This window comes from Thermococcus cleftensis (assembly GCF_000265525.1).
GTDB lineage: Archaea > Methanobacteriota_B > Thermococci > Thermococcales > Thermococcaceae > Thermococcus > Thermococcus cleftensis.
The window spans coordinates 1481413-1501290 of sequence record NC_018015.1; the positions used below are offsets into that span (position 1 = coordinate 1481413).

A 19878-nucleotide genomic window follows, 5' to 3' on the forward strand; every position below is an offset into this window, starting at 1 on the left:
CACCTCCCTCTCACCTCCACATTGCCCTGGCAGAGGTTTTGACACCCGGCTTGTCCCCGTAGAGCAGTATCAGGACGTCCATGTCCCCGTAGGTGGAGATCTCGATGTAAACCGCTTTTCCGTTTTTCTCGAAGAGGTCGTTGGCCACCAGGTGTCTCCTCTCATCGTGGGAGGGAAGCTCGACGTAGTCCCTCTCCACCCACCCTGTTTCGAGGAACGCTTTCTTGAGCTGGAAGTAGACTTCCATGCCGAGCCGGGCAGGATAGAACAGCACCACCGCTTTCGTGTCACCTGAGGCGTTCCCCTCCAGCTTGTATATGTACCCGTCGAACCTCAGTCCAGCCTTTTCCGTCCAGTTCCAGGGCCTCACGTCGTTCCTCAGTTTGCCGAAGGAGAGCAGCGCACCTGGACTTGCTTCGCCCGTGCCGACCACGTGCCAGAAGAAGTCGCTGGTCGAGTACCTGGGCTTCTTGATGACGATGGCGAGGTAGTGGTTGTAGCGGTACTGGACGAAGGCCGTTAGGGTGTCTGAATCCCGGGCGAAGGTTCTCGCGTAGGGTTCCCTTCCGTCGTCGGTTCTCTCCCAGCCTTCAGCCAGGAGCTTTTCGGTCAGCTCGTCGAGGGCTTTGAGATAGGCGGTGGCGTTCGGATAGATGAGGAACATGAACTCGACGTCGGCAGTTCTTCCGCTGTACCAGGCTGCCGCCGGGACATCGGGGATATCCACAAAGTCCGCCGTGATGTTGAAGTCCTCCCTGAGGTCATCGAGGACCATCGATATTACCATTTCAGGCTCCACGCTCCTCCCGCTGGCCGGCCTGAAAACGCCCCCTGGCACCTCTGCCCCCCGCTCGAAGGATAGCCCCTCCGTTGGGTCTCCTTCGGACCACAGGTCGTTTACGATGGCTTTGACCTCTCCGGACTTTCCGCGCAGGAGGGTGACGCGCTCCACGCCGGTGATCCTCGCCAGCTCTATGTAGGCCCCCGTGCCGTTGGCCTCGAAGTAGTCGCTCGCCACGAGATGTCCCGCCGGATCCCGGGTGTTTGTGTTGATGTACTCACCCTCAACCCAGCCGTTCCTGAGAAACGCCTCCTTGAGCTGGAGATAGACCCCTCTGCCCTCGCCTGGCCGGTAGACGAGAAAAACCGCGCTGACGTTGGTTCCCTTAACCTTCCCCTCAAGGGCGTCCAGGTAGCCCGAAAACTTCAGACCCCTCTCCTCGCTCCAGTTCTCCGCGATCACTTTGGCCGGCAGGAAGGGGCCGAGAACCTCGCCGGGCCCGGGTCCGTAAGCGATGGCACTCTCCAGGAACCCCGAGAGTTTTTCCCTCCTTTCTTCTGTGCTCCCCCCGGTGACTCTCGCCACGGTCAGGACGTAAAAGTAACGTTCGTAGAATGGGAACACCAGGTAAGTCTCGTTTCCCTTCTCCCAGAAGATATCGTCTCCCCGCTGAAAGCCGTTCTCCCCCAGGAGTTCCACTACGTGATTCATGGCTTCTCTGGCCGCCGTTGAATTGGGATAAACAAAGAGGCCGAACTCGGTGCCGTTTGCCGTTCCGGTAAAGCTTGAGAGGCTCCTCTGAGGTTGGGGTATGCTCACCCTCCCCTCGGTGACGTTGTACCGTTTCGATAACCTGGAGACGACGTCAAGGATCGCGTACTCCGGCGGGTATGCGAACCAGTCCACTGTTTTCGGTTCGAATGTCCCTGCCGGAAACGTGGCTTTTACAGCCTCCGTAGGGAAAATGTTCACAGGGGTTCCATGTTCTCCACTTTTGAAGGCCTTTTCCGTTTCAGGGCTTCCGATTTCTTCTCCAGGCGGACCGTTGATGCACCCGCTGGACGTTGTGATCAGAATTATAAGGATCAGTGAAACAATAAGTTTGATGTGCCTCACAGGGATCCCCCGATACTTTTGGATTTCAAATTATAAGTATTTTTCCCTTGCAAGTTGTTGTCCAAGGATTGGCATTCGTCCGGTTCCCATTGCGGGGTTTAGGTGAGTTATTGGGGGATTAAGGGGATAAGGGCTAGAGGAAGGCAATGACCATCTCAATCCTCTCCCCCTCCCTCACTCCAAGGGCAACGCCTTCCCCCAAAACCTCTACCGAGCCGTTCTCCCAGGGCTTTCTCCTGCCCACCACTTCTCCCCCTCCGGGGAGTTCAACGATGACGGCGTTTCCTTCGAGCTCCCCGCCGACGAGAATGCGGTCTCTGGTGGCGAACATCGAAGTGGCGGTTCCCTCCCCGAGCGTGATGCCCCTCTTCCCTACCCGAACCCAGAAGTTCTCGCCGCGGTAGCCCGCGAGGACGAGCTTTTCACACCACAAACCGGCAGTCAGCGCTATCCCCTCCGCGAGGGCTTTCTCTCCGAGAAACTCTCCGCTGGAGCCAAAATCGAAGACCCTGACCTCCCAGCGCCCGGTTTTCACGCTCCCGATGAGCTTGAAGCCGTTCTCAGATGGAAGAAGTGCCGTGAACCACGTCTTCCCAGTGCCCAAAGTCCCTCAGCCAGAGGAGTTCACCTTCGAGTGAGAGCCTTCCGAGGAAGAAGCCCTTGTCGCCGGGCCTTCCCGTCTCGCCGGCGATGAAGAGACCTTCCTCCGCTGGGAGAACCGAATAGGCCGCCCCGTTCTCCCTCACATCAATCTTCCGCTCCCAGAGGACGTTTAAGCTTTCGTCGAGTCTCGCGACGTAGGCCTTCCAGCCCTCGCCGCCGTCCGGTGTTGCAACGCCTTCGACGGCCCCGCCGATGATGTAGCCGCTGTCCAGTTCCGCTGCGCTGTGGCCCTCCCAGTCGTTTTCTCCAGCCAGAAAGCGGGTTTCAATGATTTCCTCCCATACAACCCTCGCCAGCATTATCCTGTAGTTCCTCCCGTCGTGGACGCTTCCAACTATCAGGTCGTCCGCTAGAGCTGCCGGAACCGTCTCAACGCCGAAGGAGTAGGTTCTCATAGCTCACCCTCCAACGGCCATCGTTGTTACCACTCAAAAAAGTTTTTAAGGCTTATCCATGACGATGAATTCAGGTGAAGCCAGTGAGGGAAGGCCTCTACGCCGCTGTCGTCTTGTTGGTGATAGCGGTATTCTTTGCCCCCACCATCATTCTTGGGCCGGTTTACCTGGCGCTCGTCCTCCTGTACCTTATTGTCCTGTATGCCTGCGAAAAATTTGCCCCGCAATGGGTTCAGGAGGCAGTCTCGGTGGTTTTCGTTCTAACCTCTGCCCACCTCCTGATGGAGAGGCTGGGGAGGTGGGACGTGAGGCTTTTCCTCCTCGTTGCCGTTCTCGCCACCGCATCTGCCCTCAGGAGGCTGAAAAAATGAAGGTTGTCCTAATCCCGATGCGCGTTGAGGTTGGAAACTTCAAAGCCAACTGGAACGAGTTCAAAAAGCGCTTCAATGAGGCTTTGGAGTACGAGCCAGACTTCGTGGTCTTCCCCGAGTACTGCCTCACCGGCTTTGAGGAGTGGGACTTCAGGGGGGCAAAGCTGTACGATGAGATAGTCGGGCGGGTGAGTGAACTGGCCAGAGAGAACGGCGTTTACGTTGTCTTCGGCCTCCTTGAGCCCTACAAGAACTGCGTCTACAACTCCGCCCTGCTGATCGGTCGAAACGGCGAGGTGCTCCTCAAGCACCGCAAGTTCCAGGAGCCGATGAAGTTCTGCACCGGCAACACTGTGAGAACAACCAAAACCGAGTTCGGAAAGGTGGCGATAATAATCTGCGGCGACCTGTACAACAAGAGGATAGCGAAGTGGGTTAGACGGAAAAGGCCTGACTACCTCTTCGTGCCGATGGAGTACTCGCCGGAATATGGAGAAATGACATCAGAAAATGTCGAGGCGATGTCTGAGCGCGTTAAGCTCCTTGGCGTCAGGACCTTTGTTGTGAACAGCTTTCCGCCGGGCGGTGCGTGGGCCTTCAATGAGAACGGGACGCTCCTGGCCTCTTCACGGGGAGAACGGTTGCTTGTGGTCGGGTGAAAATTGAAAGAGAACGGCCAGTCACGGCCCCTTGCCCATTCCCTGGCCCGTCTCCATCGGGCTGTTGATTATTGCCTCGAACTCGTCCTTCGGCAGGACCTGCGGCTCATAGCTCACTCCCCTGCTCTCCAGCTGGCCGACGAACGAGCGAAGGTGGTTTCTCGAGCCCATCATCAGGTTCTCGTAGACCGTGATGATGTCTATCTTGTTTGTCTTTGATATCCACTCCTGGAGGTCCTTTATGTCGGTCTCCTCTATGAGAGCGCCGACCTTGAGGGCATCGATTTCGCTCTTCATGCCCATCTCGATGAGCTGGTCGTAGAGGGCCTGGAGCTCCTCGTTCTGGAACTCACCGATACCCTCATCTGCCGTTGGATCTGTTAGATTGTACTTTTTGAGGAGCATTCTCACGGATTCCACGTGGGTGGTCTCGCTCTTGGCGATGTTGTTGAATATCGGAAGCCCCCACTTCTCGTAGAGCTTGGTGTAAACGTCGTGGGCGAGCTTCTCCTCCTCGACCATATAGAGGAGACCCTCTTTTTCTGCGTCAGTAAGAGGTTCCGCCGGAAGCGAGTCTATATACTCCTGAAGATCCTGAGTGTTCAGGTCCCCGTTGGTGTCGCCCACGAGCGGAACGGTGTTGGTGGGCGAGGGACTCGTCTCGGTCGGTGTCTGGGTGCTGCTTATGCACCCTGCTACTGTGATGCTCAGCAGGAGCACTGTTAAGACGACAAGATAACGCCTTCCTCTCATGGTGGGTCCCCACGCAATAATCTTACCGAAGGTTCATAAATACCTTTTGGTTCATCGGCCCATTTGAAATGGGTATTCCGTCAAAAGATTTATCTGTAAGTCCCCGGAATGTTCAGAGGTGGTAGTATGTGGAGCTCTGCCAGGTTCATCGATGAGGGCGTTGCCTTCTCAAGGATGCCGACGGTGGGTGAAATCGATCGGGTTGCGGAGACGTTCGACGCGGTAGTTGTCCTCGTCGAGGAGTTCGAGCTTCCTTATTCCATCGAGGAATGGAAGAAAAGGGGCGTTGATGTTCTCCACAGCCCGATACCCGATTTCACAGCGCCGACGTTGAGCCAGCTCCTTGAAATCCTGCGCTGGATTGGGGGGAGGGTGAGGGAAGGCAAGAAGGTTCTGATTCACTGCCTCGGTGGCCTCGGAAGGAGCGGAACGGTGGCTGTGGCGTGGCTGATGTACTCCAAGGGACTCCCGCTGGGGGAGGCCCTTGGGAGGGTCAGGAGGATACGGCCGGGGGCCGTGGAAACCCCTGAACAGATGGAGATTTTAAAAGAACTGGAAAGCTTCCTCAGAAGCCGTTGAATCCCACCACGTCCTCCAGCTTCTTCCTCCCGTACTTCGGCTTCGGGTCGGCGGGGTAACCAACGGGCAGTATCGTCTGGAGCTTGTATTCCGTAGGAGCCTTTAGAAGCTCCTCTACCGGTTTTGGGTTCGGCGGCGTGTAGGTCACGGTCCCGAGGCCTAACTCTTCCAGGGCCAGGAGAAGGTAGCCGACGGCTATCCACGTTGACTGGAGCCAGTAGGGGGCTTTTGTGTGCCCGAAGACGAGTATCAGGTAGGGGGCCTCGCTGAGGAAGGGCTTCTCCGGCGTGAAGCCCTTCGCGGTGAGCCACGCCATCAAATCTCCCTTAGTTCCGGAGTAAAACTTCCTCTCTTCCCCCTCGCAGAGCTCCCTTACCTTCCCCTTCAGCCAGGGGTCGTCTATCACCACGAACTTCCAGGGCTGAGCGTTCATGCCGCTCGGCGCTTCCTTGGCCACCTTGATGGCCGTCATTATGTCCTCCCTTGGAGGCGCATCCGGGAGGAACCTCCTCACCGTCTTCCTCCGCCTGGCGAGCTCAAGGGTCCTCATGGCCACCAGCTCCATCAAACTCCATGAAATCTTCCAAATCCCATGCGAACCAGCCCTCTCTCCTCAGCCGTTCTTTTCCCATAACCTCTTTCGCGACGAGCCCGTAACCCTTTCCCCACCCTTCAAGGCCCATCAACCCTGCCTTGCGCTCCAGGTCCTTCAAAATTCCCCGGGCCTCCCTCTCGCCAAGTTCCTTCCACTTCACCTCCACGAGGAGGGCCCTTTTTTCCCGCTCGTCGAGGGCAACGATGTCTATTTCCTCGTTTTTATGCCACCACCTTCCAAGCCTGCTGGGCCTCAGCGGGAGCTTTCCCTCCCTTCCCAGCCTGACGAGGAACTCCCTGGAAACCTCCTCGAAGACTGAACCTAGGTATGTGCTGTATCCCTTCAGAAACTCCTCCCAGAAGTCGAGGCTCTCGAGCTCTATCTCGTCCCTGTACCGCTCAACGAACCTGAAGTAGAAGGCGAGGTATCTGTCAGATATTCTGTACCTTGTGTGCTTGGTCTTCGGTGGGGCGGTAACCGGAGTTTCCCTCCTTACAAAGCCGAGTCTTTCGAGGACTTCCAGGTACTTGAAGAGGTTCGAGCGGGGGATTCCTGTGTAGGTGCTTATCTCGTTGAAACGGATTTTACCCTCGGCGATTGCCTTCAGGATGAGCTTGTACGTCCGCGGTTCCCTCAGCTCGCTTGAGAGCAGGAAATCCGCCTCGGCGTATAGGAATCCGTGCTTGCTGAAGGCGACCCGTTTGATGTCCTCAAAGTGGCTGAAGAGGAGAAGATACGCCGGAACCCCGCCGGTCACGCCGTAAATCTTCACGGCTTCTTCAACGCCAACACCGAGCAGCTTCCAGGAGCTGAAGAAGTCGAGGGGGCCGAGCTTTATCTGGCCGTCTCTCCTGCCGTAGAGCGGGCTCTTCTGGCCCAGCACGTGCTCCTCCATCATACCAACGCTCGAACCGACGAGTATGAGATAAATCCCGGAGTTCCTGACGATTTCATCGACTATGTACTGAAACTCGCTCAAAATCCTTTTGTCTGACTGGATGAGATATGGAAACTCGTCTATGACAACCACGACCTTCCCCTTCTCCGCGATGTACCTGAAAGCCTCCTCGAAGCTCGAGAACGACGACTCGTTCAGGAAGGGGGAGGAATGCACCTTGAGAACCTCCCGCGTGAACCCCCTCAGGTTGTCATGGTAGGTGCTGTTTCTGGCGAGGTAATAAACCGACGGTTTGTCCCCCATGAACTCCCCGACCAGGCGGGTCTTTCCCACGCGCCTCCTCCCGTAGATGGGAAGGAATGCGTTCTCCCCCTCCCAGAGTCTTTCCATGAACTCTATCTCGGACTCCCGGTCAACAAAAGTTATTGGCATAGTATGATACTCGACTTATAACTTTTTAAGCATTGCGCTCACACGTAGAACACCATGCCGTCGTAGGCGACGAGAACCCTGTTTCCCCACCTTTTTCTAACGTACTCCGTCAGCTCAAGGAATGGCAGGTTCTTGTGGGAGATGTGGCTTAGAACCGTCCTCTCGGCGAGCCTGAGGCCCAGTTCGGCAGCTTCATCAACGTTGTTGTGGTAGGGATCCTTAATTCCCGGCGGGTAGGTTGCATCGACGATGGCGAGCCTGAGGGGAGCCTTCCCCTTCAGGAACTCCTCCGTCTCCTCGGGGAGGCCCTTGGTGTCGTAGAGGATTGCGATGGTCTTCCCGTCCTCCTCGATGAGGTAGCCGAGGGTTTCAACTTGGTGATTGAGCCTCAGGGCCGTTATCCTCAGCGTGTCCAGCTTAATAACGTCACCCGCTTTCACCACCCTTGGCTGGAGGTTCTTGGGCTCGCGGAGGATCAGGGCGTCGGCGTGCCCTTCCGGAGCGTAGAGCGGGGTTTCAAGTGCCATCCAGCGGAGCTTGTAGAGGCCGTAGATGTGGTCGTGGTGCCAGTGGGTCAGAAATATTGCCTCGAGGGGGACGTTGAGGTAATCCCTTATGTCCGTGCCCACGTCGAAGAGAACCGCTTTCCCCTTTTCGGTGATCACGGCGAGGGTCGAGGGCTTCCTCTGGGCGAAGCCGAACCTTCTCGCCTCGGTGCAGGTCGGGCAGGTGCAGAGGTGGGCGGGAATCCCCTCGCTGCCGCCGGTGCCTATGAAGTAGACTATCAAACCCACCACCTATTTCACGGCTGTGAAATAAGGCCCTTATAAGGGTTGCCTCAACTTCCCAATATGAGGTTCATCGCCGACATGATGCTCGGCCGGCTCGCGAGGTGGCTCCGGCTTTACGGCCACGACACCCTCTACGGAGTGGAGGACGATGATGAGATAATCCGGGTTGCCCTGCGAGAAGGCCGGATAATCCTCACGCGCGACTCCGGCTTGGCCGAGAGAGCGAAAAAACTCGGCGCGGAGGTTTTCCTCCTCTCATCGAACTCCCTCGAGGGGCAGGTGAAGGAGCTGATGGCCTCGGGGGTTGAGTTCAGCGAGCTTTTCCCGGCCAGCGCGCGGTGTCCTAAGTGCAACGGGCCCATAAAGCGCGTTTCGAAGGAAGAAATCAGGGAGAAGGTTCCGGAGGCGGTGTATTGGAAGTACGACGAGTTCTACGTTTGCACCAAATGCGGCCAAATCTACTGGCCCGGGAGGCAGTGGAGGGAGATGGTAAAAATGGACAGGAGGCTGAGGGATTGAAATGAGATGGGAGGACTGGAAGCCGTTCTACGAGCGAATCGTGAGGGAGATGGGCTACTCGGTCGAGGAGGACAGAAAATCTGCCGAGCTTTTGAGGGCGCTCCTGCTGGAGGGCGACGAGTACATTCTGCGGGAGGAGCTCGCGACTGTGGTTGGGAGGAAAGCCTACGTCTTCGGCGCCGGCCCGAGCCTTGGGCTGGCCTTGGAGGAGTTCGACTTCTCGGACGGAACGCTAATAACTGCCGACGGAGCGACAACGGCACTCCTCGATGCCGGGCTACTGCCCGATGTTATCGTTACCGATCTCGACGGCAGGATACCCGACATAAAGCTCGCAAACGATAAGGGCGCTTTTTTGGTCGTCCACGCCCACGGCGACAACGTGGAGAAGATGGGCGTTTACGTGCCCATGTTCTCGCGCATACTCGGCACGTGCCAGACCGAGCCCCTCGACATCGTTTACAACTTCGGCGGCTTCACCGACGGCGACAGGGCCGCTTTTCTGGCCGAGGAGCTGGGCGCAAGGGAGATAGTTCTGGTGGGCTTCGACTTCGGCGATACCGTTGGGAGGTGGAGCAAGCCGGGTCTCAGGGAGCACGCGCGGGTGTGGGAGAGCAAGAGGAAGAAGTTCGAGTTCGCCAAGGAACTGCTGGAATGGCTGGAAAAGAATGGAAGGGCGAAGGTTGAGTACCTCAGACCAGATCCCTGAGCTTCTTGACCTTTCCGGCCTTTATCTCGACGTAGCCCTGTCTCTTGAGGAAGCGAAGCACCTCCTCCAGGGCCTTTGGGGAGTAGTTGATGACCAGGGTTCCCTTCTCGGTTGGAATGGCTATCGGTGAGGCCCTCACGAAGCCCTTCACGAGCTCCTCCAGCTCCACCCTCTCGTCCCCTATGGCCTTCAGAACCTCCCCCGCCAGTATGGCCCTTCCGATGAGGGCGAAGTAGACCTTCAGCAGTAGCTCCTCCGGGAAGTACCTCGCCGCCACCTTCCCGAGGGCGTTTATCTTGCCTATGTCCAGCTCCAGTATCTCGAATTCGTACTCCATCGTGAGGTCGGCGAAGGCGAACTGCTTCGCTATCCTCTCGGCGCTTTCCGGGCTGTGGACGAGGTTGAAGGGGAACTTGAACTCGAAGCGGAGCTTTGTAACGTCCACCCCATCGCGGAGCCTTATCACGCCGTCCTGGTAGTCTATCGCCCCGTTCCTGGTCAGCTGGTCGAGGAGCTCAGCCACCCAGGGGCCCTCCTGCAGGAGAGCCTCGAACCTCTCCCCGACCTTGATGTGCTCCAGTATGTGGTTCAGGCTCTCACGGAAGGACGTGAAGCCCTCGAGGAGCGCCTCCCTGTCGGCGCCCTCCATGACATCTATCTGCGACCTTATCTCCTCCAGCGTTCCCTCGAGCATGTAACCCACGAAGCTCTCGTAGCCCAGTCTCTCGTTGAGCTCGAACCTTATCCCTTCCCTCTTCAGATCCTCGAGAAACGACCTCTTGACGGCCTCGTTCTTGGTCACGAACCTCATTCTATCACCGAACCGGAAACGGTTAAAAGCCTTATAGGCTTTTGGTCTCTGGAGGTGAGCGCATGGGCGAGAAGCAGTACCTCCTTGACAGGACCCTCGAGGCTTGGAAGGGGAAAAGGGTGGCCTTGGCCGTGAGCAACGATCACTCCTTCACTGGAATACTCAAGGACTTCGACGAGGAGGTCATACTCCTGAGCGACGTCGTGGACATAGCCGGGAACAGGGCGAAGGAGCTGATAATCAAGATAGACGACCTGAACTGGATAATGTTGCTGTGAGGTGTTGAGATGAGGGCCGTTGCTTTCGTCGGCTTCAAGAAGAGCGGGAAAACCACAACGGTTGAGGCGGTTGCGAGGGTTCTGAAGGAGCGCGGTTACCGCGTTGCCATAGCGAAGAGCATGCACGCCGACTTTGACAGGGAAGGGAGCGACACCTGGCGCTTCTCAAGGGTCGCCGATGCCGTTCTGGTTAGAGCTCACGATACCGATGCGGTTCTCTTCAAGGCCAAGGACATCAACGCACTCTTCTCGATGGTTTCAGCCGATTTTCTTCTGCTCGAGGGCTTCAAGTCGGTCCAGCACGTGCCCAAGGTGATATGCGCGAGGAACGAGGAGGAGGTGAGGGAGCTCAACGGCGGCCTGGCGATAGCGGTGAGCGGGGTCGTAGCCTCCATCGGCGTTGAGGAGATAGACGGGTTGCCCGTTATAGACGCGACTAAAGAGCCAGAAAAGCTCGCCGATCTGGTGGAGAAGAGGGCCTTCATGCTTCCTAACATAGACTGCGGCCTCTGCGGCTTCCGCTGTGCGGAGATGGCGAAGATGATTGTTAGGGGTGAGAAAACCCTGAAGGACTGCGTTGTGCTCAGCTCGAAGCCGAAGGTCACGGTGAAGATAGACGGTCAGGTTCTCCCGATGAAGGACTGGGTTCAGGAGCTCGTCGAGAAGACGATTAAGGGCATGCTCTCTGCTATGAAGGGCTACCGCGAGGGCAGGAAGATAGAGATAGTGATAAGGGAGGATTGAGTTAGACAAGTTTAACTTCCACCTCCCGGATTTTGTCTCCCTCCAGCACATAAGCCCCGTAGTTTCCCCTGTCGTCCACTATCAGCCAGACCACCGGCCAGAGGTTCATTCCCTTCAGATCGTGGCCGCTAGGTCTCGGTGGACACTTCAAGTGGGAGTGAAAGATGCCAACAACCTGCAGACCTCTCGCCTCGGCATCATCGATGGCCCTCACCATCTCCAGTGGCTCCATCTCGAAGGCATTGGGTGAGTCCAGCCGATTGGTGATAAAGCTGACAATCTCGACACTCGCGTTCTCTCCTTCCCGCTTCCCGAAGAGGAAGCCGCATATCTCAACCTCGCTCTTTTCTGCCGTTTTGATAATCAAACTTAAATCCCCTTGTCGAATCATCAGCCGCATACCTAAATTTGGCCCGTTAGATTTATAAGTTTTGAACAAGTGACAATGGGCTGTCGGTGATAGGATGAAGTGGGCCCTCACACTTCACGGTGGTGACCACCACGGGACCACCATAGTCTTTGAGGCGGAAACCGCGGACGAGGCAAGAAGACTTGCCGTTCAGGAAATGAGGCGGAAGGACGCGAGGGTCTTCGAGCTGGAGAAGCTTGAGTGATTCTCCTTCCTCAGTTATTCTTACCAGTGCCCTCCGCGGTGAAGCGACACTTGTGATCATTGGGATAATGTTGTACATTAATGCATATTTTGGTTCGTACTGTTGTGTACTTTGCTGTTGAAATCAGTGCAACAATGTTTTTAAATCTCTCGAACTCTTCTATCACTCGCAGTGATATATTGGGGTGATGGTATGCTCGTGAGGATCGTCTACTACATGAACAACACCCTTCCCAAGGAGAAGATAGTCGTCACCAACGACATAAAGAAGGCCGAGAGGATAGCGAGGGAGGAAATGGAGAAGCTCCGCGCGAGGGGCTACGAGCTCGAGTGGATCGCTTAGCTCTCCCCCTCGATCTCTATGACCTTGACGTTTATGGGGAGCTCCCTCAGCTCGTTGGCTATCCTCTCGGCCGCCCTGCTTGAGCGGGCGAGCATGACGAAGGCGACGTCACCCTTGTAGCGGGCCTCGGTGAAGCTTATAACGTCGCCCCTCGCTATGCCGTGTCCGATGACCTTTCTAACCTCGTCCTCGTACTTCGGCACTAGCTTCTTAGGAATGCTGAGCAGCACGCCGTATATCATTCCCATCACCTCCCCGTTCCATTCCGATCAGCAGGAGCAGCAGGCCGAGCCAGGTGAGGGCGAAGTAGACCGTCAGGCTGAGGAGGTGGAGCGGGACGGCCGCGAGCATCAGAACGCCCCCGATCCGGGCCGTTCTCCCGAGGCCTCTCGATACGAGGTAGATGTGGTAGACCGCCAGCGTCTGGAGGGCCGTGAAGGTCAGGTAGACCCCCCACCAGGCCACCGGCGAGACCTCCAGCGGCGTTATCCCGAGGGTCTCGCTCCAGCCGGATATTCCAAGGGCCACCTTTGCGACGTATAGGGGTATTGACAGGCCGATGGCCACCGCGGCCCTGCCCAGTTCTTCCCTGAACCCTGGCCACTCCCTCCTCAGCAGGAGGAGAGGTACGATGGACAGCGGGTAGAGGTACATCATCAGGACGACCGTGAGAAGGATCAGAAGGGGCTTTCTCATGGAACCACCTTAAGGGTTTGGAAGAAGGGGGATATAAGGTTGCCCACCCCCCGTTCTCCGCTCACCCGCGGGCCTGCTTGAACTGCTCCTGGACCCTTCTGTAGTACTCCATGGTCTCCTCGCTCACGCTGGGGCCTATCTTCTTCATGGCCTCCTCGAAGTCCTTCATCGTGACCTTGACCTTGGCCCTTATCTCGTCCGCCCTCATGCCGGGCCTTATGATGCCCTTCTGGAGCGCTCTGCGCATGGCGAGCATCGCGGCCTCTCTCACAACCGCCTCGATGTCGGCTCCCGTGTAGCCCTCGGTCCTCTTCGCCAGCTCCTCGAGCTTGACGTCCTCGGCGAGCGGCACGTTCCTGGTGTGGACCTTGAATATCTCCAGCCTGGCCTTCTCGTCCGGCGCCGGCACGAGTATGAGCCTGTCGAACCTTCCAGGTCTGAGCAGGGCCGGGTCGATGATGTCCGGCCTGTTGGTGGCGCCTATAACAACCACTCCGCTGTTCTCCTGGATTCCGTCCATCTCGGTGAGGAGCTGGTTGATGAGCCTGTCGGTGACGCGGTTGACGTCGGTTCCCCTCCTCGGGGCTATCGCGTCGATCTCGTCGATGAATATCACCGTCGGAGCCGCCTGCCGGGCCTTCCTGAATATCTCCCTGATGTTCTTCTCGCTCTCGCCGACCCACTTGCTCAGCACCTCTGGGCCTTTGATGGCGATGAAGTTGGCCTCGCTCTCGTTGGCAACTGCCTTCGCGAGGAGGGTCTTACCGGTTCCCGGCGGGCCGTAGAGGAGTATTCCCTTCGGCGGGGTTATGCCGAGCCCAAGGAAGGCCTCCGGATACTTGAGCGGCCACTCGACGGCTTCACGAAGCTCCTCCTTGACGTCCTCCAGGCCGCCTATGTCCTCCCAGCGGACGTTCGGAACCTCGAGGAGCACCTCTCTCAGCGCCGACGGCTCGACCATCTTGAGGGCCTCGTAGAAGTCCTTCCTCGTGACCTTGAGATCCTCAAGGACCTCCTTGGGTATGTGCTCGGCCTCGAAGTCAATCTTGCCCTCCTTGATGAGCCTCCTGAGCGCCGCCATGGCTGCCTCCCTTGCCAGCGCCGCGAGGTCGGCACCGACGAAGCCGTGCGTGACCTCTGCCAGTTCCTCAAGGAGAGCATCGATGAGCCTGGCCTTGACCTCGTCGTAGAGCTTCTCATCTATGCCCCTGAGTATCTCGGGAATCTCCTCCTCCTTGGCGTCCTTGACCTTCATGAGTGCCCTCTCGGCGCTCTCGCGGTAGGCGTCGTTCCTCTCAAGCTCCTCGAGTATCTCGATGACCCTGCCCTTCCTGAACTCCGGCTCGATGGGCATTCCCCTCGTGTGTATCTGGAGTATCTCCTTCCTGCCCTGCTTGTCCGGAACGCCGACTTCGAGCTCGCGGTCGAACCTTCCTGGCCTCCTGAGGGCCGGGTCGATGGCGTCGGGCCTGTTGGTGGCGCCTATGACTATGACCTTGCCCCTGCTCTTCAGGCCGTCCATGAGCGTGAGCAGCTGGCTCACAACCCTCTTCTCGACCTCACCGTGGGTTTCTTCCCTCTTCGGAGCAATCGCGTCTATCTCATCGATGAAGATTATCGCCGGGGCGTTCTCCTCGGCCTCCTTGAAGACCTCCCTCAGGCGCTCCTCGCTCTCACCGTAGTACTTGCTCATTATCTCCGGCCCGTTGATGGCTATGAAGTGGGCGTTGGCCTCGTTTGCAACGGCCTTGGCGAGGAGGGTCTTACCGGTTCCCGGCGGGCCGTAGAGGAGAACTCCCTTCGGTGGCTCAATGCCGAGCTTCTCGAATATCTCCGGGTGCTTGAGCGGAAGCTCTATCATCTCCCTGACCTTCTGAATGACGTCGCTCAGTCCACCGATGTCCTCGTAGGTGACGCCGAGGGCTGCGGTCTTTGACACCTCCTTGACGGGCTTCTCGCTCACCTGGAACTCGGTGAACTCGGTTATCTGGACTATCCCTGCCGGAGTCGTTGCGGTGACCACGAAGGTCAGCTCCTGGCCGAGGATTCCGATCTTGATGTAGTCTCCCCTGACCACGGGCCTCCCGACGAGCCTGCTGTGGAACCACTCGACGAAGTCGTGCCCGAAGCGGATCGGCTCGGTCGGGGCGACTATGACCTTCTTCGCCTCCTTGACGTCGGCCCTCCTGACGGTCACCTCGTCACCGAGGCCAACGCCGGCGTTCTTCCTTATGGTTCCGTCCATTCTGATTATGCCGAGTCCTTCGTCCTCGGGGTAGGCCGGCCACACCACCGCGGCCGTGTTCTTGGTTCCGATGATCTCGATTATGTCACCGCTCTGGACGCCTATCTCGCGCATCGCCTTGCGGTCTATCCTAACTATTCCCCTCCCAACGTCCCTCTGGTAAGCAGAGGCGACCTTGAGCTTGACCTCTCTCTTTTCGGCCATTTTTCACCACCTCCAAACTTTTCGTGACCGATGATCGTGAGATTCAACGTTCTTATTTTACCCGCTTGTGCGGGCAGCAGCGCGGGTTTGATGACAGGGAGGACGGAAGGTAGTCCCCCTCAAAAACGAAAGGGTCGTTACTCGATCTTCACCTCGAAGCCCTCTCCCTCGGTCTTCTTCGGAGCCTTCTTGGGCAGCTCTATCTCGAGGACCCCGTTGTTGTAGCGGGCCTTGGTCTTCTCTGGAATGACTTCCTCCGGGAGCCTGATGACCCTTCTGTAACCGCTGTAGTAGCGTTCGATCCTTATCGCGCCCTCCTCCTCGAGCTCCTTCTCGCGCTTCACCTGGGCCTCAAGGTAAACCGTGTCCTCGGTGACGCGGAGCTTGATGTCCTCCTTCCTGACCCCTGGAAGCTCGACGGTTATGACGAACCTGTCACCGCGGTCGAAGATGTCCACGAAGGGCTCGCGCCAGGTCTCGCTGACGGCTATGCTCTCGCCGGGCTCGCGGTAGCCCCAGAGCCTCGGCCCGCGCATGACGTCCCTGAATATGGCGTCGATCTCCTCCTGAATCTCCCTCATCAGGTCGAAGGGGTCCCAGTAGCGGTCCCTCCTCCAGACCATGCTCTCACCCCCCAACCCTTTTGGTTACCAGTAGTAACTAAAAGCTGACCCTTTATAAACTTTTCGATTTTAGTCCCCGGTCGTTACTAAATCCTCAGCCCCGTGTTGGGCTCTATGGACTCGGCAGTATAACCGAGTCCCCTCAGTATCCTCGCGAATTCCCGGGCGAAGCCGTAGACCGTGAAGACCCTTTCCGGGTTTACCTTCTCCACAATCCTCATCAGCTCCCAGAAGTCGGCGTGGTTGCTGAGCTTCAATCTTCCAAAGCCTGAAACCGTCAGTTCCCAGGGAGATAGGGAGTTCTTCACGCGCGGAGAGCGGTAGGAACGGAGAACGACCTCGCCATCGGGATCGATGTTTCCAAAGGTTACCCCGAACTTCGAGTAAACGCGCGCCACCTTGAGAATCTCCCGTGAGGTCTTGACGGTGTAACCGTGTGCCTCCAGTATCTTCATGACCTCCTGAGCCTTTCCGGTCTGGTTCACATAGAGAACCGGCCTTTTTCCCCTGTCGAGGGCCTCCTCCACGAAGGCTATCAGCTTCTTCTCCGCCTCCCTCGGAGCTGGAAAGGTGAAGCTCGGAACGCCGAAGGTGGCCTCCATGACCAGGAAGTCCGCCCTCGGAAACCTGCTCCTTTCTGCCGTCCTGAGCTTGAACCACTTGGTGTCACCTGTGTAGAAGAGCGTCCCGTTTTCCAGCCAGAGCTTTATTCCTGCCGAGCCGAGCATATGACCCGCTGGATAGAGCTTCGCCCTGAATTCATCGAGGTAAAAGGTTTTCCCGAACTCGATTTCCCTGTAAAAGCCGCCCTTCCGGAGGTGACTGAGGAATTTGGTCGCCTTGGTAGCGAAAATGGCCTCCCCGCTGACGAAGTGGTCTGTGTGGGCGTGGCTCTGAAAGGCGAAGCGCGCGGAGCTGTCGAGGCCTACGTTACCTATTATCATCACATTGAATAAGGGTTAGTCGGCCTTATTTATCTTCGCCCGGCCTCGTTGGACTGATGGACAATTTATCCAAAATCAAGGCCGGCCTTGAGTTATGTAAAAGCTTTTTATAGGCCGGCGCCCAAATAGGGGCAGGTGGTAGGCATGACCTTCGATAAGGAGAAGCTCGCGAAGATTAGGGAGGAGGAGAAGCGCTGGGAGGAAACGACCGTTAAAAAGTTCATCGAGAAGAGGCCCGAAAGAAAGGAGAAGTTCATGACAGACGACGGTTTTGAGATAAAGCGCGTTTACACTCCCGCCGACCTCGGGGAAGACTGGGACTACCTTGAAAAGCTCGGCTTCCCCGGTGAGTACCCGTTCACCCGTGGAGTTTATGCAACCATGTACCGCGGAAGGTTCTGGACGATGAGGCAGTACGCCGGCTTCGGAACCGCTGAGGAGAGCAACAGGCGCTACAAGTACCTGCTTGAGCAGGGTCAGACCGGGCTTAGCGTTGCCTTCGACCTGCCCACCCAGATAGGCTACGACTCCGACCACCCGATGAGCGAGGGCGAGGTCGGAAAGGTCGGCGTCGCCATTGACTCCCTCTGGGACATGCGCATACTCTTCGACGGAATCCCGCTCGACAAGGTTTCAACGAGCATGACCATCAACTCGACGGCCGCCAACCTGCTCGCCATGTATATCCTCGTGGCTGAAGAGCAGGGGGTCCAGCCCCACCAGCTCCGCGGAACTGTTCAGAACGACATCCTGAAGGAGTACATAGCTAGAGGGACCTACATCTTCCCGCCGCAGCCGAGCATGCGCCTCACGACCGATATCATAATGTACTGCGCCGAGAACGTCCCCAAGTGGAACCCGATTTCGATAAGCGGCTACCACATTCGCGAGGCAGGCGCGAACGCCGTCCAGGAGGTCGCTTTCACCCTCGCCGACGGTATCGAGTACGTCAAAGCCGTCATAGACAGGGGCATGGACGTCGACAAGTTTGCCGGAAGGCTGAGCTTCTTCTTCAACGCCCACAACAACTTCTTGGAAGAGATCGCCAAGTTCAGGGCTGCCAGAAGGCTCTGGGCTTACATCATGAAGGAGTGGTTCAACGCCAAGAACCCGCGCTCGATGCTCCTGCGCTTCCATACCCAGACGGCCGGCTCAACTCTCACCGCCCAGCAGCCTGAGAACAACATAGTGAGAGTTGCCATTCAGGCCTTAGCCGCTGTCCTCGGCGGGACGCAGAGCCTTCACACCAACTCCTACGACGAGGCCCTGAGCCTGCCCACCGAGAAGAGCGTCAGGATAGCCCTCAGGACCCAGCAGATAATCGCCTACGAGAGCGGCGTCGTTGATACGATAGACCCGCTCGGCGGTTCCTACTACATCGAGTGGCTCACCGACCACATCTACGAAGAAGCTTTGAAGTATATCGAGAAGATCCAGAAGATGGGCGGCATGATGAGGGCCATCGAGCGCGGCTACATTCAGAAGGAGATAGCGGAGAGCGCTTACAAGTACCAGAAGGAGGTCGAGGAGAAGAAGCGCATCATCGTCGGTGTGAACGAGTTCATCGTCGACGAGCCGCTCGACGTCGAGATACTCAAGGTTGACCCGAGCATCAGGGAGAAGCAGATCGAGAGGCTCAAGAAGCTGAGGAGCGAGCGCGACAGCAAGAAGGTCGAGGAGGCCCTCGACAGGCTCAGAAAGGCAGCCGAGAGCGAGGACGAGAACCTCATGCCCTACATCATCGAGGCCCACAGGCACCTCGCGACCCTTGGAGAGGTCACCGACGTCCTGCGCGAGGTCTGGGGCGAGTACAGGGCGCCGCTGATATTCTGATCCCGCCCTTTCCATTTCTATCCCCATTCTCCCAGAAACCCTGAAACCCCACGAAAAAGCTTAAAAAAGGATAGCCAAAGCATCAACAGGCATCATGATAATCCCCGGAGGTGTAGTTATGGCGAGAAACAAGCCGCTTGCGAAGAAACTCAGGCTTGCAAAGGCCGCCAAGCAGAACAGGCGCATTCCGGTCTGGGTCATAGTCAAGACCAACAGGAAGGTCATGACCCACCCCAAGAGGAGAATGTGGAGAAGGACCAAGCTCAAGGAGTGAGGTGAGTTAAGATGATCAAGCCCGGAGAGGAGGTCATATTCGTCGTTCCCATCAAGAAGATAAAGAAGCGCGTTCCGCGCTGGAAGAGGGCCCCGAGAGCAGCTAAGTTCGTCCGCGAGTGGATAGCCAGGCACGCCAAGGCCGACGAAGTCATCATCGGCACCGACGTCAACGAGAAGCTCTGGGAACGCGGAGCGGAAAAGCCGCCCAACAAGCTCCGCGTCAAGGTCATTGTGGAAGAGGAAGAGGGCAAGAGGATAGCCAAGGTCTCCCTCGCCTGATCCCTTTTAATTTAACGAGGTGACGAGATGCACATAGAAAGACTCGATTTTGAGAACTCTCCGTACCTTGGCGTTTACGGTACCGCCACCGATAAGTTAGCCCTGATCAGGGAGGGCCTCGGCGAGAAGAAGCTCGGGGTTCTCAGGGAGGTTCTCAAGGTTCCGCTCATTGAAACGAGCATAATGAAGTCCCGCATAGTCGGCATATTCGCGGCCGGAAACTCCAGTGCCATAGTCGTCCCCTGGTACGTCTGGGACGCCGAGCTGGAGCACATCAACGGTCAGCTTAAGGAGTACGGAATAGACACCGAGATAGTCCCGTTCCAGAGCACGCTGACGGCCTTCGGCAACTTGATCCTCGCCAACGACAGGGCCGCGCTGGTGAGCGCGAAGTTCACGCGAGAAGAGGCTAGGAAGCTCGAGGACATACTCGGCGTCGAGGTCGAGAGGGGTATGATAGGGGACTACCACGCCGTCGGGAGCGTTGGAGTGGTGACCAACAGGGGCGGGCTGGTTCACCCCGAGGCAACCGACGAGGAGCTGGAATGGCTCCGCGACCTGTTCAAGGTTGACATCTACGTCGGAACCGCCAACATGGGCGTTCCCTTCGTTGGCTCCTGCATGCTCGCCAACTCTCACGGTGTCGTCGTTGGGCACCTGACCACCGGTCCGGAGATAGTGAAGATTGAGGAAGCCCTGGGCTTCCTTGACTGATGATGGAGGTGTGA

At 57.4% G+C, this 19878-nt stretch carries 27 protein-coding genes; 13 read left to right on the plus strand and 14 right to left on the minus strand.

Features of this window, described 5'->3' with window-relative positions; translation table 11 throughout:
* Positions 1-10 precede the first annotated feature (10 nt).
* The 3 genes from CL1_RS08030 to CL1_RS10850 form a co-directional block, all read right to left on the minus strand.
* Positions 11-1753 (minus strand): hypothetical protein, encoded by a 1743-nt coding sequence (locus CL1_RS08030; protein WP_237266236.1) that lies wholly within the window; start codon positions 1751-1753, stop codon positions 11-13.
* 277 nt (positions 1754-2030) lie between these two features.
* The gene (locus CL1_RS10845) at positions 2031-2501 is read right to left on the minus strand and encodes a hypothetical protein (RefSeq protein ID WP_237266237.1); all 471 of its coding nucleotides are present in this window, start codon (positions 2499-2501) and stop codon (positions 2031-2033) included.
* Positions 2458-2955, minus strand: a complete 498-nt coding sequence (locus CL1_RS10850; protein WP_237266238.1) for a hypothetical protein — start codon at positions 2953-2955, stop codon at positions 2458-2460. Before CL1_RS10850 ends, CL1_RS10845 begins: the two co-directional genes overlap by 44 nt.
* 74 nt (positions 2956-3029) lie before the next feature.
* Between CL1_RS10850 and CL1_RS08040 the strand changes: the two genes are divergently transcribed.
* Positions 3030-3326 (plus strand): hypothetical protein, encoded by a 297-nt coding sequence (locus CL1_RS08040; protein WP_237266239.1) that lies wholly within the window; start codon positions 3030-3032, stop codon positions 3324-3326.
* The gene (locus CL1_RS08045) at positions 3323-3985 is read left to right on the plus strand and encodes a carbon-nitrogen hydrolase family protein (RefSeq protein WP_014789382.1); all 663 of its coding nucleotides are present in this window, start codon (positions 3323-3325) and stop codon (positions 3983-3985) included. Before CL1_RS08040 ends, CL1_RS08045 begins: the two co-directional genes overlap by 4 nt.
* 21 nt (positions 3986-4006) lie before the next feature.
* On the opposite strand, the gene CL1_RS08050 is transcribed toward CL1_RS08045, so the two are convergent.
* Positions 4007-4738 (minus strand): DUF2202 domain-containing protein, encoded by a 732-nt coding sequence (locus CL1_RS08050; RefSeq protein ID WP_014789383.1) that lies wholly within the window; start codon positions 4736-4738, stop codon positions 4007-4009.
* 126 nt (positions 4739-4864) lie between these two features.
* On the opposite strand from CL1_RS08050, the gene CL1_RS08055 reads away from it, so the two are divergent.
* Complete coding sequence (locus CL1_RS08055) at positions 4865-5317, plus strand: protein-tyrosine phosphatase family protein (protein WP_014789384.1); 453 nt, start codon at positions 4865-4867, stop codon at positions 5315-5317.
* Here CL1_RS08055 and CL1_RS08060 read toward each other — a convergent pair.
* From CL1_RS08060 to CL1_RS08070, 3 genes are read right to left on the minus strand one after another with little or no spacing between them, the layout of a single operon-like run.
* Complete coding sequence (locus CL1_RS08060) at positions 5304-5867, minus strand: nitroreductase family protein (protein ID WP_048152438.1); 564 nt, start codon at positions 5865-5867, stop codon at positions 5304-5306. The two genes, CL1_RS08055 and CL1_RS08060, sit on opposite strands and share 14 nt — an antisense overlap.
* Positions 5854-7242: an ATP-binding protein gene (locus tag CL1_RS08065; protein ID WP_014789386.1), complete on the minus strand. Its 1389-nt coding sequence runs from the start codon at positions 7240-7242 to the stop codon at positions 5854-5856. The genes CL1_RS08060 and CL1_RS08065 overlap by 14 nt, the downstream gene beginning before the upstream one ends.
* 38 nt (positions 7243-7280) lie before the next feature.
* Positions 7281-8030 carry an MBL fold metallo-hydrolase gene (locus tag CL1_RS08070; RefSeq protein ID WP_048152162.1) on the minus strand — a complete coding sequence of 250 codons (750 nt, stop codon included), beginning with the start codon at positions 8028-8030 and terminating at the stop codon, positions 7281-7283.
* A 63-nt stretch (positions 8031-8093) separates the two neighbouring features.
* Here CL1_RS08070 and CL1_RS08075 point away from each other — a divergent pair, with 63 nt between their 5' ends.
* On the plus strand, positions 8094-8552 hold the full coding sequence (locus tag CL1_RS08075; RefSeq protein WP_048152166.1) for a Mut7-C RNAse domain-containing protein: 459 nt from the start codon (positions 8094-8096) through the stop codon (positions 8550-8552).
* A 1-nt stretch (position 8553) separates the two neighbouring features.
* Positions 8554-9261: a 6-hydroxymethylpterin diphosphokinase MptE-like protein gene (locus CL1_RS08080; RefSeq protein WP_014789389.1), complete on the plus strand. Its 708-nt coding sequence runs from the start codon at positions 8554-8556 to the stop codon at positions 9259-9261.
* Here CL1_RS08080 and CL1_RS08085 read toward each other — a convergent pair.
* Positions 9245-10072, minus strand: coding sequence for a hypothetical protein (locus CL1_RS08085; protein ID WP_014789390.1), 828 nt, complete (start codon positions 10070-10072; stop codon positions 9245-9247). The genes CL1_RS08080 and CL1_RS08085 overlap by 17 nt on opposite strands.
* A 62-nt stretch (positions 10073-10134) precedes the next feature.
* On the opposite strand from CL1_RS08085, the gene CL1_RS08090 reads away from it, so the two are divergent.
* Positions 10135-10350 (plus strand): LSm family protein, encoded by a 216-nt coding sequence (locus CL1_RS08090; protein WP_014789391.1) that lies wholly within the window; start codon positions 10135-10137, stop codon positions 10348-10350.
* A gap of 9 nt (positions 10351-10359) precedes the next feature.
* Positions 10360-11094 (plus strand): molybdopterin-guanine dinucleotide biosynthesis protein B, encoded by a 735-nt coding sequence (mobB, locus tag CL1_RS08095; RefSeq protein WP_014789392.1) that lies wholly within the window; start codon positions 10360-10362, stop codon positions 11092-11094.
* Position 11095: 1 nt separating this feature from the next.
* On the opposite strand, the gene CL1_RS08100 is transcribed toward mobB, so the two are convergent.
* On the minus strand, positions 11096-11494 hold the full coding sequence (locus CL1_RS08100) for a M67 family metallopeptidase (RefSeq protein ID WP_048152442.1): 399 nt from the start codon (positions 11492-11494) through the stop codon (positions 11096-11098).
* A 64-nt stretch (positions 11495-11558) separates the two neighbouring features.
* On the opposite strand from CL1_RS08100, the gene CL1_RS10760 reads away from it, so the two are divergent.
* Together CL1_RS10760 and CL1_RS10765 are read left to right on the plus strand one after the other, a co-directional pair.
* Positions 11559-11708 carry a hypothetical protein gene (locus CL1_RS10760; protein ID WP_014789394.1) on the plus strand — a complete coding sequence of 50 codons (150 nt, stop codon included), beginning with the start codon at positions 11559-11561 and terminating at the stop codon, positions 11706-11708.
* Between the two features lie 192 nt (positions 11709-11900).
* Entirely contained in the window at positions 11901-12050 is a 150-nt protein-coding gene (locus tag CL1_RS10765) for a hypothetical protein (RefSeq protein WP_167773043.1), read from the plus strand.
* On the opposite strand, the gene CL1_RS08105 is transcribed toward CL1_RS10765, so the two are convergent.
* The 5 genes from CL1_RS08105 to CL1_RS08125 all read right to left on the minus strand — a co-directional run bounded on the left by CL1_RS08105 (position 12047) and on the right by CL1_RS08125 (position 16762).
* Positions 12047-12292 (minus strand): hypothetical protein, encoded by a 246-nt coding sequence (locus CL1_RS08105; protein WP_014789395.1) that lies wholly within the window; start codon positions 12290-12292, stop codon positions 12047-12049. The genes CL1_RS10765 and CL1_RS08105 overlap by 4 nt on opposite strands.
* Positions 12261-12746, minus strand: a complete 486-nt coding sequence (locus CL1_RS08110) for a hypothetical protein (protein ID WP_014789396.1) — start codon at positions 12744-12746, stop codon at positions 12261-12263. Before CL1_RS08110 ends, CL1_RS08105 begins: the two co-directional genes overlap by 32 nt.
* A 61-nt stretch (positions 12747-12807) precedes the next feature.
* A complete protein-coding gene (locus CL1_RS08115) occupies positions 12808-15195 on the minus strand; it encodes a CDC48 family AAA ATPase (protein WP_014789397.1) in 2388 nt (795 codons plus the stop codon).
* A gap of 137 nt (positions 15196-15332) precedes the next feature.
* Positions 15333-15818, minus strand: coding sequence for an Hsp20/alpha crystallin family protein (locus tag CL1_RS08120; protein WP_014789398.1), 486 nt, complete (start codon positions 15816-15818; stop codon positions 15333-15335).
* A gap of 86 nt (positions 15819-15904) precedes the next feature.
* On the minus strand, positions 15905-16762 hold the full coding sequence (locus CL1_RS08125; RefSeq protein WP_014789399.1) for an MBL fold metallo-hydrolase: 858 nt from the start codon (positions 16760-16762) through the stop codon (positions 15905-15907).
* 144 nt (positions 16763-16906) lie between these two features.
* Between CL1_RS08125 and CL1_RS08130 the strand changes: the two genes are divergently transcribed.
* The 4 genes from CL1_RS08130 (at position 16907) to CL1_RS08145 (ending at position 19864) form a co-directional block, all read left to right on the plus strand.
* Complete coding sequence (locus CL1_RS08130; RefSeq protein ID WP_014789400.1) at positions 16907-18595, plus strand: acyl-CoA mutase large subunit family protein; 1689 nt, start codon at positions 16907-16909, stop codon at positions 18593-18595.
* Positions 18596-18713: 118 nt separating this feature from the next.
* Positions 18714-18869, plus strand: a complete 156-nt coding sequence (locus CL1_RS08135; protein ID WP_014013574.1) for a 50S ribosomal protein L39e — start codon at positions 18714-18716, stop codon at positions 18867-18869.
* Between the two features lie 11 nt (positions 18870-18880).
* The gene (locus tag CL1_RS08140; RefSeq protein WP_014789401.1) at positions 18881-19150 is read left to right on the plus strand and encodes a 50S ribosomal protein L31e; all 270 of its coding nucleotides are present in this window, start codon (positions 18881-18883) and stop codon (positions 19148-19150) included.
* Between the two features lie 27 nt (positions 19151-19177).
* On the plus strand, positions 19178-19864 hold the full coding sequence (locus CL1_RS08145; protein ID WP_014789402.1) for a translation initiation factor IF-6: 687 nt from the start codon (positions 19178-19180) through the stop codon (positions 19862-19864).
* Positions 19865-19878: the final 14 nt, after the last annotated feature.